The sequence below is a fragment of the Desulfomicrobium macestii genome, from assembly GCF_014873765.1.
In the GTDB taxonomy this organism is placed as follows: domain Bacteria; phylum Desulfobacterota; class Desulfovibrionia; order Desulfovibrionales; family Desulfomicrobiaceae; genus Desulfomicrobium; species Desulfomicrobium macestii.
The window spans coordinates 22107-34718 of sequence record NZ_JADBGG010000002.1 but is presented as its reverse complement, the minus strand read 5'-3'; the positions used below and the strand labels follow the sequence as shown (position 1 = coordinate 34718).

10 protein-coding genes are annotated in these 12612 nt (G+C 61.0%); 7 read left to right on the top strand and 3 right to left on the bottom strand.

The annotated features are described in order from the left end of the window. The first annotated feature begins 8 nt into the window (after positions 1–8). Positions 9–1754 (top strand): methyl-accepting chemotaxis protein, encoded by a 1746-nt coding sequence (locus H4684_RS01430; RefSeq protein ID WP_192622589.1) that lies wholly within the window; start codon positions 9–11, stop codon positions 1752–1754. Positions 1755–1818: 64 nt separating this feature from the next. Here H4684_RS01430 and pdxT read toward each other — a convergent pair whose 3' ends face one another. The 3 genes from pdxT to H4684_RS01415 form a co-directional block, all read right to left on the bottom strand. Continuing rightward, positions 1819–2409 (bottom strand): pyridoxal 5'-phosphate synthase glutaminase subunit PdxT, encoded by a 591-nt coding sequence (pdxT, locus tag H4684_RS01425; protein ID WP_192622588.1) that lies wholly within the window; start codon positions 2407–2409, stop codon positions 1819–1821. Continuing rightward, the gene (gene pdxS, locus H4684_RS01420) at positions 2409–3305 is read right to left on the bottom strand and encodes a pyridoxal 5'-phosphate synthase lyase subunit PdxS (RefSeq protein ID WP_192622587.1); all 897 of its coding nucleotides are present in this window, start codon (positions 3303–3305) and stop codon (positions 2409–2411) included. Before pdxS ends, pdxT begins: the two co-directional genes overlap by 1 nt. A gap of 99 nt (positions 3306–3404) precedes the next feature. After that, complete coding sequence (locus H4684_RS01415) at positions 3405–4325, bottom strand: PAS domain S-box protein (protein ID WP_192622586.1); 921 nt, start codon at positions 4323–4325, stop codon at positions 3405–3407. A gap of 151 nt (positions 4326–4476) precedes the next feature. On the opposite strand from H4684_RS01415, the gene H4684_RS01410 reads away from it, so the two are divergent. The 6 genes from H4684_RS01410 (at position 4477) to H4684_RS01385 (ending at position 12603) form a co-directional block, all read left to right on the top strand. Beyond that, positions 4477–4863, top strand: a complete 387-nt coding sequence (locus H4684_RS01410) for a hypothetical protein (RefSeq protein WP_192622585.1) — start codon at positions 4477–4479, stop codon at positions 4861–4863. A gap of 208 nt (positions 4864–5071) precedes the next feature. Beyond that, positions 5072–6496, top strand: coding sequence for an ATP-grasp domain-containing protein (locus H4684_RS01405; protein WP_192622584.1), 1425 nt, complete (start codon positions 5072–5074; stop codon positions 6494–6496). Beyond that, complete coding sequence (locus H4684_RS01400) at positions 6496–8058, top strand: KamA family radical SAM protein (protein WP_192622583.1); 1563 nt, start codon at positions 6496–6498, stop codon at positions 8056–8058. The genes H4684_RS01405 and H4684_RS01400 overlap by 1 nt, the downstream gene beginning before the upstream one ends. Before the next feature lie 8 nt (positions 8059–8066). Beyond that, positions 8067–9224 (top strand): M20 family metallopeptidase, encoded by a 1158-nt coding sequence (locus H4684_RS01395; RefSeq protein ID WP_192622582.1) that lies wholly within the window; start codon positions 8067–8069, stop codon positions 9222–9224. Between the two features lie 111 nt (positions 9225–9335). Continuing rightward, a complete protein-coding gene (locus H4684_RS01390) occupies positions 9336–10295 on the top strand; it encodes a TAXI family TRAP transporter solute-binding subunit (RefSeq protein WP_192622581.1) in 960 nt (319 codons plus the stop codon). A gap of 94 nt (positions 10296–10389) precedes the next feature. Further along, positions 10390–12603, top strand: coding sequence for a TRAP transporter permease (locus tag H4684_RS01385; RefSeq protein ID WP_192622580.1), 2214 nt, complete (start codon positions 10390–10392; stop codon positions 12601–12603). Positions 12604–12612 lie beyond the last annotated feature (9 nt).

The window sequence follows — 12612 nt, the reverse complement described above, 5'->3', positions numbered from 1 at the left end:
GTATTGACATGAAAAACACTGACTCGGCCCCAAGTTCGGGCGAGACCATGCTCTCCACGCTGCGCGGCAAGATAACGGCGACGATCCTGACCCTGCTGGCCTTGAATGCCGCGGGCCTCATCTGGATCGCCCTGACCGCAAGCTCCGCCATTCCGCCGCTGTCGTGGGGCGTGGCCGGGATCATCCTGCTCCTGACCGTGGGGATCGGAGCCGTCGCCCTGAAGGTTCTGCACCGCGAGGCGCAGCGGGGCATAGCCGACATAAACGCCGTGTTCCAGAACATCCAGGGCCAGGAAGCCGACCTGTCCTGCACCATGGCGGATCTGGATAACCCGGACTTGAAGCACATCTCGGCCTGCTACAACAGCTTCCTGGCGAGCGTGCGGGAACTGGTGGAAAAAATCCGCAAGATGGGCATCGACATCGCCCTCGACAGCACCCGCATGGCCAAATCCGTGTTCGACACCAGGAACAAGACCGCCGCGCAGGGCTCCATCGCCGAGGAAGTGGCCGTGGCCAGCAACGAGGCCAACGCGGCCATCGCCGAAATCGCGCAGAACACGCAGTATGTGGCCGAAAAGACCACCAGCAACCTGAACACCGCCCACAGGTCGCACACCGAACTGCAGGACGTCACGGACAAGATCCACAAGATCAACGCCATCGTCGAATCCTTCCGCAACACCGTGGACGATCTTGGCGCAAGCTCGGCCAACATCCTGAGCATCGTGACCATCATCAACGGCATCTCCGAACAGACCAATCTCTTGTCCCTGAACGCCACCATCGAGGCCGCCCGGGCCGGTGAGCACGGCAAGGGTTTTGCCGTGGTCGCCGAGGAAGTGCGTGAACTCTCGCGCAGGATCAAGCCCGCCACGGAAGAAATATCGAACAATATCGGGGCAATGATCAAGATCGTCGAACGTACCCAGACCGAGACCGCGCAGATCCTGGATTATGCCAGGGATACCGACCAGGTCGTAACCGCGGCCACCGTCAATTTCGAGAGCATGATCGACGACTTTGAAACGGCCAACGACCAGCTGATCAAAATCGCGGCCGCCATCGAGGAATTGTCGACCAACAACAACGACGTCACCGAAAAGGTCAACAACATCAATGCGCTCAGCCAGGAGATCGCCAAGGACATGAACTCCTCGGCCACCTCGGTGGACGCCCTGAACTCCGTGACCGAGCGGATGCTCGAACTGGTGGCGCGATTCAAGACAGGGGAAGGAAAATTCGACACGGTCATGGATACGGCCAAGGAGATCCGCGACGACTATCAGGCCCGAATTCAGGGCATGAAGGACCGGGGGATCAACGTGTTCGACACGCAGTACAAGACCGTGCCGAACACGTCGCCGCAGAAATACGTCACCGCCTTCAGCGACGTTTTCGTCAAGGAGATGCAGAGCGTCGTCGATGACGCGCAGAAAAGAATCCCGGGGACCATCTATTGTCTGGCCATCGACCGCAAAGGCTACCTGCCCATCCATCACGGGGCCGTCTCCAAGGCCATGACCGGAGACCCGGTCAAGGACCTGCTCCAAAGCCGGCACCAGCGCATCTACCAGAGCAACCGCACAGAACAGCGCAGGTGCTCGCACACCGACCCGCTCCTGCTGCAAACCTACATGCGCGATACAGGCGAAATTCTGAACGACCTGTCCATGCCCATATTTGTCGATGGCAAGCACTGGGGAGCCTTCATCATGGGCTTTGACCCGCGAGCCATGTTCAGCGAGCCTTGAAAGACCCGCGCATCATCTTGAAAAGGCCGGACCGCTCCGGCCTTTTCGCATTCATATGCAGTGGTCATCCGGCCAGACGTCCCTGCATCCGATCCGCGCACAAATCCAGAAAACAGGCATGCACGCGACCGTCCCCGGTCATTTCCGGGTGAAAGGCCGTGGCCATCAGATGGCCCTGGCGCAAGGCCACCGGGGCATCTCCAAGGCGGCCCAGGACCGTCACTCCCGGACCGGTTTCGAGCACCCTCGGAGCGCGGATGAACACGCCGGGGTAGGGCCGGGAATCCGGCAGCCCGTCAACGCGCAAACCTGACACGAAACTCTCCTGCTGGCGGCCGTAGGCATTGCGCGCGACCCCCATGTCCATGAGCCCCAGAAAAGGCTCCTCGCCCTCGACCCTGGCGGCCAGCAGAATGAGTCCCGCGCAGACGCCCCAGACCGGACGGCTTGCCCCAAAATCGCGCAAGGCGACGTCAAGCCCGGACAGTCCTGCAAGGCGCCGCATGCTGGTGCTCTCTCCGCCGGGCAGAATGAGCCCGTCCAGCCCTTCCAGATGGGCGCAAGAGCGGACCAGTTCGGCCCGCGTCCCCAGCGTTTCGAGCATTTCGACATGCTCGGCGAAAGCGCCCTGCAGGGCAAGGATGCCGACGCGCATCACCAGCCCCGGCCCGCGAACTGCTGCGCGGCGTCCAGGGAACGAACCGCGATGCCGGACATGGCCTCGCCCAGATTTTCGCTGACCCGGGCCAGAATGGACGGATCGTCGAAATGAGTCACCGCCTGCACGATGGCCCGCGCTCTTTTGGCCGGATCGCCGCTCTTGAAGATCCCCGACCCAACGAAAACTCCGTCCATGCCAAGCTGCATCATCAGCGCGGCATCGGCCGGCGTGGCCACTCCTCCGGCAGCGAAATTGACCACGGGCAGCCGCCCCAGTTCACGCACCTGACGCAGAAGTTCCAGGGACGCACCGATATTCTTGGCATACGTGGCCAGCTCTTCGAGGGGCATGCCCTGCACCTGCCTGATCTGGCTTTGCACGGTCCGGGCATGGCGCACGGCCTCGACCACGTCCCCCGTGCCCGCCTCGCCCTTGGTGCGAATCATGGCCGCGCCCTCGGCAACGCGGCGCAGGGCCTCGCCCAGATTGCGGCATCCGCAGACAAAGGGCACCTTGAACGCATTCTTGTCGATATGGAATTCCTCATCCGCCGGAGTCAGGACCTCGCTCTCGTCGATGTAGTCCACGCCCACGGCTTCGAGGATGCGGGCCTCCATGAAATGGCCGATGCGGCACTTGGCCATGACCGGGATGGAGACACTGGCCATGATCTCGCGGATCATGGCCGGGTCGGACATGCGGGCCACGCCGCCGCAGGCGCGGATGTCGGCGGGAACCCGTTCCAGGGCCATGACCGCGCAGGCCCCGGCCTCTTCGGCAATGCGGGCCTGTTCCGCGTTGATCACGTCCATGATCACCCCGCCCTTGAACATCCGGGCCAGGCCCGTATTGAGCAGTGCCTTGTCGTCATTGCAGTCAATTGATTTCATGCTGTCCTCCTGATTGAGATTGGACAGCCGTTGAAACAGTCAGGCCGCAAAATGACAATAGCGGTTTATTGCGGAGAAAATATGGAGAATTTCTCCATATCAGGACTCAAGGGAGAGCAGATAGGAGCGCAAGCCGTCCCGACGGTCCTTGAGCCCGAGCTTGCGGCGGAGATGATGGCGGTGGGTGTCGATGGTGGAGGCGCCAACCCCCAGACGGGCGGCGATTTCCTTGGTGCCGAGTCCCTCGCGGATCAATTCGGCGACCTGGATTTCGGCTGGGGTCAACCCCTGGCAGACCGTGGACAATCGATGGCAAAAGGGCTCAGTCAATTCCTTGAGGCTCCGGCGAAGCTGATCGGCCAGCAAGCGGGCCTCTTCTCCTGCGCAAAGCCCCTGCAGGCGATCCAGGGTCGGAGAGATGCTACGGCGGACATTGGCCAGCACGGCTTGTTCAAGATCTTCGCGATCCTCTTCGCGCTGACGCAAAAGGACCTTGAGCGCCGTGTTCATCTCGGCCAGGCGTTCGGTCTGGGCCAAAAGTTCGGCGGTGCGTTCCCTGACCCGCTCCTCCAGCACCTCGCTGTGCCGCGCCCGCAGTGCCTCCTCTTCCTTGCGCCCGCTGATCTCGGCCAGGGTGCCCACGTAGCCCAGCAGATTCCCGTCTGGGCCGTGAACCGGCCGGGTCTGTTCCTCCACCCAGCCCACTCGTCCGTCCGGGCGGGAATACCTGTACTCGGACCGAAAAAGCGGCTCGCCCCGGGTCACGGCTCCGGCCCGCTCGTTCAAAAGCCTCGGCAGATCCCCGGGGTGAACGGTCCTGACCCAACCGTCCCCCAGGGCTTCCTCCTCGGACAGCCCCATCATCTCGCAGAAGGTCCTGTTCACGAAAACGCACTTGTCCTCGGCGTCGTCAAAAAAAATCCCCAAAGGGGAGCCATCGACCAGAACCCGCAAGCGGCCCTGCAGGTTCGCAACTTCGGCTTCAGGATCGTGCCGGGATTTTTTTGAATCGGTTGTCATGGAAAAAGCAGATAAGGGCTCATGGCGGTTATGGGAATACCTCTTTTTGCTGGTCCGCGCCCAGGACGCTCCTCGCCAAAACAAACCGGCCCTTGATCCCGGCCCGTGCACGGCGTACGTACCAGTGAACGCACCCGTACTGGAGTTTCCCATGAAAAAACTGATCCTTGTTTGCACCCTTTTGCTCGGCATCCTGCAGGTCTCCGCGGCCATTGCCGGACCGTGGACCGCCCTTGAACCCGTCCGTCTTCTGGCCTCGGACACCTCGGCGACCCTGCCGGTGGGTGAAAAGCTGGGCAAGATCGACAATCTGCGTTTCAGGATCGACGGCGCCACAGTCATGTTCGAAAGCCTGACCCTCATTCCGGTCGAAGGCGAACCCATCGAACTTCGCGCCCCCGTGCAGCTCAAGTCTGGAGAATCATCGGGGCTGATCAATATTCCGGGAATGTCCACGGTCATCGACAAACTAAGGATTGTGTACCGCATCACCGACGGCAAGCCCGCCACGATGACCCTGCGGGTCAAGCTGGACTGAACGGCAGGACGCAGGGAAAACGCCGCAGAATCAGCGCGCGGCATGCGATCGGCCGAAATTCCGGAGCCGCGAACCGCAGTCCGGACGCGGCTTTGCACAGGTCCAAGCAAAGAATTGCGGTTTGCGGAATCAATCGTTAGGGCCAGCGGAACAAATGCCCGCGACAATGGCGTTGACGGGCTCAATTCTGTTGCGTGGAGGCGCGGTTATGCTCATGGAAGACGAGGACATCCTCTTTTCGGACATCAAACTTGACCCGGACACGTTTTATTTCCTGTATATCGGCGAAATAAAAACGGACTGCCTGAACCAATTCTTCAAGGAGACTCTCTCCAAGATTCACGGTCAGCCTTTCGACTTCATTTCCATCCTGCCGGATGTGCTCGAATCCTACCCGCACAAGAACACCATGGTCATAAACCCCATGGCCAGGGAGCTTTTCCGGGCCAAGGGCCGCAAGGTCAGCTTCCGCATCCCGCCACGGACCTTTGCCTCCCTGGTCTCCGCATCGGACACGGTCAATGAGCTGATCCGCCAGCTTCTGGACAAGCAGGGGCATGTCTTCATCCACGTCTTCGAATCCGTGCCCGAACTGACCCTGGCGCTCATTCCCGGCGTGCGCATCCTCGGGCCCAGCGGCCACATCGCCAACATCTGGAACAACAAGCTCTACCAGCTGCAACGCCTGAAAGACGTCGCCCCGCTGATCAACTATCGCGTCTGCCAGGATGCGCAGGACATGATGGATACGGCCCGCGAGCTCTGGGAAGAGTGGCCGGACGGCATATTTGTCAGCCAGCCCTATTCGGCGGCCGGAGTGAACAGCTTTGTCGCCCGCTCGCAGGAAGAGATCGAGACCAAGACCGCGCATCTGCGGGGCAAGTTCTTCATCAGCCGCTACATCCCGCACGTGGCCGACCCCACGGTTTTGGGGATCGTGGCCAACGCCCAGGACGTGTTCATCGCGGCCACCGCCGACCAGGAAATATACGATGGCAACAAGTTTCGCGGATCGACCTTTCCTTCCGAGCAACCCGAAACCACGCAGCAGGAGCTGCGCGAGATCACGCGCAGGATAGGCCAGGTCATGGGACGCGGCGGCTATCGCGGTATCTTCGGATGCGACTACATCGTCGACGACCAGGGCCGGATATTTTTCGTGGAGGTCAACGCCCGCAAGCAGGGCACGACCATGGAGATGTGCTGCACCCTTGAGAACGCCCTGCCGCCCGAGACTCCGGGCCTGCTGGAACTGGAATATCACGCCGTGATGTTCGACCGCTTCCCGGACAACAAGATGGAGATCAAGGAAGCCCTGAAGGGAATCTGCTGGCGGACCTACAACTTCAAGCTCGAACACGAGGCCGAAACCGAGCACATCGTCCCCGTGGACGAGGACGAGCGGACCCTCTTTCGCCAGATCGTCAGCAACGGCCAGGAGCACGGCGTGATCGTGGTCGAACACGTCGGCGGCAAGCAGGCCGTCATGCCCGGCACGTTTCTGGGCAGGGTCGTGGCCGTGGCCCGAGACCGCTGCCTGCTCGATGAAGACATTCGCCTGGGCATCGAGCAACTGAACGACTCCATCCGCAAACACTCACAAACACAGGAATCAAGCGAGGATGACAAGTAATGAGCATCAATGCCCTGGACACGTTTACGACGGATCTCTTTGAAAAACTGTTCACCGTGAAAAATGACGCCGCGCCATCGGATGAAGAGCGTCAGACCATTGCCGAACTTTTCAGGCAGGCCGAAACCGAAACGCTGACCGGTCCCATCGTCGCCCTTTTTGCCACGCTGGAAAAATTCCATGACGACCGCGGCTGGACTCCGGAACAGTTGGATATGACACGAGACGCCCTCACGGCCCTGGCCGTGAAGCATGAACAGATCGACGAGCATCGGGTCACTGTGGGCGGCCGCGTCGGCAAGGCCCTGGCCATCGTCGATGCCGCCCAGGACCGGGTCGCCGAATATCTGGACCGGCACCCCAGGGAGGCCCCGAGCGGCATCGAAGTCTGGGACCGGATGCTCGAGAACCAGGCGCGCATCAGAAAAGTCCTGGGCATGAGCGAAGACGACTGGAACTCCTATTCCGGCCAGCTTCGTCATGCCATCGAATCCGTCGAGACCCTGTCCAAAGTGATCGATCTGCCCGCCAAGGCCGTGCAGGACGTGCTGCGGGTCACCAAGACCTACCGCATGCGCCTCACCCCCTATTACGCGAGCCTGATCCTCCCTGGCCAGATCAACGACCCGGTCCTTTTGCAGTCCGTGCCTACCGGAGAGATGATCGACAACGCCGGCGTCGAGATCCCTCCCGTGGCAGCGGACCATTCCCCGGCCCGGCTCATCGACCAGTTTTATCCCAGAGTGGTGACCATCAAGGCCACCAACATGTGCGCCATGTACTGCACCCATTGCCTGCGCATCGCCCACATCGGCGCCAAGGACCGCCTCTACGGCAAGGAAGCCTACGGCGAGGCCCTTCAGTACATCCGCGCCAACCCCGAAATCCGTGACGTGCTTGTGACCGGCGGCGACAGCCTGGTCCTGCCCAACAGCATGCTCAAGTGGCTCCTGGGCGAACTCGACGCCATCGATCACGTGCGCATGAAACGGCTCGGCACACGCATCCCCGTGACCACGCCGCAGCGCATCGACGACGAACTTCTGGATATTCTGGAGGCCAGCAGCGACAGGAAGCCCCTGCGCGTGGTCACGCAGATCAACACCGCCCAGGAGATCACGCCGGTCTCGAAGGCCGCGTTCAAGGCCATCTCCAAACGCGTGGCGGCAGTCATGAATCAGGCCGTGCTCTTGAAAGGCATCAACGACACCAGCGTCAAGATGTGGAAGCTGTGCGAGACCATCCAGGAAGCCTATGTCCGCCCCTACTATGTCTTCAACTGCAGCTACCGCAACCCGCAGTTCATGCATTTGCGCGTGCCCGTGGCTGTGGGACAGGGCATCATCGAGAGCATGTACGGCAACATCTCCGGTGACGCCATTCCACGCTACATCGCCACCGCAGGGGGCAAGATCCCATTGCACCGCACCAACGTGCTCGAACACGCGCAAGGCCACGTGAAGATGCAAAAGCCCTGGAGCGGCGAGCAGGTTATATACCCAGATCCCGATCCGCAAGAATACGCCCGCCAGGACTTCGGCTTCGCCAAGTACGAAAAATGATCCCGGCCATGCACGACAAAATCCAGTCATATCTCGCCCCCCGCCGCAGGGATGCCCTTGATCTGCTGCGGCGGCTGGTCGAGATTCAGAGCGGCAGCCGCAACAAGCCGGGCCTTGACCGCATGGCGGGGGAAATGGCCACGGTCCTGGGCGAGGTCTTGCCCGACGTGCGCACCCTGCCCTTCACGGAGCACGGAAACATGGTCCAGGCCATGACCGCTCCGGCCGCGAAGGGACGCAAGGGCATCGTGCTGGTCGGACACATGGACACGGTCTTTCCCGCCGACACGGCCTTCACCGCATTTCGCGAGGAAGGCGACCGCTGCCACGGCCCGGGCGTCTATGACATGAAGGGAGGCCTCGTTGTCGCGGTTCATGCCCTGAAAACCCTTAAGCACCTGGGTCTTCTGGACGACATCCCGATCACTGTACTGTGCAATTCCGACGAGGAGATCGGCTCCCCCGCTTCGCGCCCCTGGATTGAAAAAGAGGCGCAAGGTGCCCTGGCCGCCCTGGTCTTCGAAGGCGGCGGAGCGGACAAGAATGTGGTCACCGGCCGCAAGGGTCGGCTCGGAATGCTTCTGACCGTGCAGGGACAGGCCGGACATGCGGCCAAGGGCGGTGCCAAGGCCAGCGCCATCCTGGAGCTGGCGCACATGATCGTCGCCCTTGAAGGACTGAACGACGGCCGGGACATCACCCTCAACGTCGGCCTGATCGAGGGCGGAATCGGACCCAACACCGTGCCCGAACTGGCCACGGCGGCCCTCGATGCCCGGTTCCTGACCCCGCAGGGCAGACAGCGCCTTGAAAAGGACTTGAACCGGATTGTCTCAAGGACCACCATCCCCGGAACCGTGGCCACCCTGATCGAACAGTCCGGACGACCGGCCATGCCCCAGTCGGAAGGGAACCGGCGGCTTTACGCCATGGCCCGCGAGCAGGCGCAAATTTTCGGTTACGACCTGCCCGAGGAGCTGCGCTCGGGCGTGTCCGACGCCAATTTCATCGCCGGTCTGGACGTGCCGGTGCTCGACGGGCTGGGACCCGTGGGAGACCTGGACCACAGCGATCTGGAGTATATTCTCAAAGACACGTTGTCCGAAAGAGCGGCGCTGACGGCGGCAACCATCGCAGCAATCTGGAATCATGCAACAAGCGCATGATTTTTCCAACCTCTCGCAATTTGACAGGATGAATGATCTTCAGCATAGAAGATCAACAACGTAGTGGATTTTTTATCCTTGATTCACAACAATTCATCGATGGAGGTGCTTATGGTTGGAAGAAAATGGCTGGTCGCCCTTGTGGTCGTACTCGGAATGGCGGTAACTGCGCCCCAGGCAATGGCCAAGCAGGACATTCTCTTCGGCGGAGCGTCGATCACCGGCGTCTACTACCAGGTCGCGTTGCAGCTCAGCAACATGATGAACAAGCATGCAGCCGACAAGTACAACTACATCGGTCGCCCCACCGGCGGCTCGGTTTTCAACATCAATGCCATTGACCGCGGCGCGTTTGACTTCGCGGTGGCCCAGTCCGACCGCAACTGGCAGGGCTTCAACGGCGCCGCCGATTGGGAAGGAAAGCCCGTCAAGGGTCTGCGCAGCGTGTTCAGCATGCATCCCGAGACCGTTCTGCTGGTCACCCGCAAGGACACCGGCATCAAGACCGTCATGGACATGAAGGGCAAGCGGATCAACATCGGCAACCCCGGCTCCGGTCAGCGCGGCAATGCCGAAGACGTCCTGCGCATCTACGGCCTGGACCCCAACAAGGATTTCAGCGCCGAAGCACTGCAGCAGGCTGAAGCCTCCCGCGCCCTGGTCGACCAGAAGATCGACGCCTTCTTCTTCACCGTCGGCAACCCCAGCGCCGCTGTCGAAGAACCTGCCCAGTCCGTCGAGCTTGACATCGTCCCCATCAATTCCGACGGCATCAAGGAATTCGTGGCCAAGCATCCCTATTACATCATGACCAAGATCCCGGCCGGCACCTACAAGGGTGTGGACAAGGACGTCGAGACCTACGCCGTGACCGCGACCGTCATCTCCAATGAGTCCGTGTCCGAGGAAGTGGTCTACGACATGGTCAAGACCGTTTTCGAGAACCTGGACGAACTCAAAGCGTCCCACGCCGCCTTCCGCAACCTGAACCCCAAGGAAATGCTGCAGGGCCTCTCCGCCCCGCTGCATCCCGGCGCGATCAAGTACTACAAGGAAAAAGGTTGGATGTAGCCTCATCCTGACAAGGGGGCCAAGCGGCCCCTTTGTCTGTTTGAAAGGCCCGCATTTTTCTTCCGCCTCACTTCTCTGACGCAAGGACACTGTCATGGCAGAACACGAAACACCCAAACAAGACAACGTCGCCCCCGGCCAGGAGTCTTCCGCCAGCATGAAGAAAGCTGCCGAAGACCTTGTGGCCATGGTCGAAGCAGGGGCGCGGGAACCCTCTAATTTTTTCGCGTCCGGAGCGATCACGCTACTGTGCCTGTGCTGGTCCGCCTTCCAGCTTTTCCTGGCCTACCAGCCCCTGAATTCACACATCGCCCGGGCCTGGCATCTGGCGTTTGCAGTGTGTCTGGCCTTTCTGGCCTATCCGGCCTACAAGCAGCACACTCCGCCCATGTGGGTCAACTGGACCCGGAAGGTCCTCCCGAATTTCGCCAGGCGCTCCATACGCACCTACATTCCCTACTACGACATGATCCTTGCGGCGCTGGCCACGTCAGGCGCGCTCTACATCTGGTGGGACTACGACCAGCTCATCAATCGGCAGGGCCTGCCCAACACCTTGGACATCTGGATGGGCATCATCCTGATCGTGCTGCTGCTTGAAGCCGCCCGACGCTCCCTTGGTCCGGCGCTGACCATACTGGGCTCGGTCTTTCTGGCCTACACGGTCTTTGGGCCCTATTTGCCCGAGGTGCTGCGTCATCGCGGCGTGCCGCTCGATTTCATCATCAGCGACATGTACCTGACCACCACCGGCATTTTCGGAGTGCCGCTGGGCGTATCCACGGATTTCGTCTTCCTCTTCGTCCTTTTCGGCGCACTGCTCGACCGCGCGGGCGGCGGAAAATATTTCATCGACGTGGCCTTTTCGGCGCTCGGCACCTTTCGCGGCGGCCCGGCCAAGGCCGCTGTTCTGGCTTCGGGCCTGACAGGGCTGGTCTCGGGCTCTTCCATCGCCAACACCGTGACCACCGGCACCTTCACCATCCCGCTGATGAAGAAGGTGGGCTTTCCGGCATACAAAGCCGCGGCCGTGGAGGTCGCGGCGTCCACCAACGGCCAGCTCATGCCTCCGGTCATGGGCGCGGCGGCCTTCATCATGGCGGAGATAATAGGCATTCCATATCTGGATGTCGTCCGGGCCGCATTCCTGCCCGCGATCATCTCCTACCTCGCCCTGTTCTGGGTCGTGCACGTAGAATCCATGAAGCTGGGCATCAAGGCCATTCCCCGTTCCCAACTTCCTCCGTTCTTCAAGACGCTGCTGCGCGGTTGCCATTTCATCATCCCGCTGGCGGTGCTGATCTATTTCCTGGTCATTGTGCGTCGCTCGCCCGTGACCTCGGCGCTCCTGGCCATCGAGAGTCTGACCGTGATCATGCTGGTGCAGCGTCCGATCATCGCCTACCTGACCATGTGCGCCCATCGCCGCGCCGGCACCCTCGACCCGGACGTGGACACCGGACACTTCATGGTCGCGGCCTTCCGCCAGGGCCTTGTCGACATCTGGAACGGCCTGATCATGGGCGCGCGCAACATGATCTCCGTGGGCGTGGCCACCGCCACGGCCGGAATCATCGTCGGAGTGGTGACCATCACCGGCCTTGTCGGCCGTTTCATCACCCTCATCGACACCATCTCCATGGGCAACGTGGTCCTGATGCTCATCTTCACGGCCATTACCAGCCTGATTCTGGGCATGGGCATGCCGACCACGGCCAACTACATCATCATGGCCACCCTGACCGCACCGGTCATCGTGCAGCTCGGCGCCGACGCCGGGCTTGTCTTCCCCATCATCGCGGCTCATCTGTTCGTGTTCTATTTCGGCATTCTCGCCGACGACACGCCGCCGGTGGGACTTGCGGCCTATGCGGGGGCGGCCATTGCACGCTCCGACCCAATTAAAACCGGTGTGCAGGGTTTCGCCTACGACCTGCGCACCGCGATTCTGCCGTTCATTTTTCTCTTCAACACGGACCTCTTGATGATTTCCGGCGTGACCGCCACCGGGGACATCATCTGGCTCGACGACTACCTGCACATCGCGTGGATCTTCTTTTCCGGGATGATCGCCATGTTCGCGTTCGCCTCGGCGATCCAGGGCTGGCTGGTCAAAAGCTGCAACTGGGGGGAACGCCTTCTGCTGCTGGCGATATGCGCCACGACATTCCGCCCTGGAGCATTTGCACCCTACCTGCCTTTCGACAGGCTGGGCATGCAGATTTTGGGAGTTTGCGTTTTCTTCCTCCTTGTCGCATGGCAAATGACGGTTAAAAAGAACAAGAAAAAGAGAAAAGTCACAACATAAAAAAGGCGA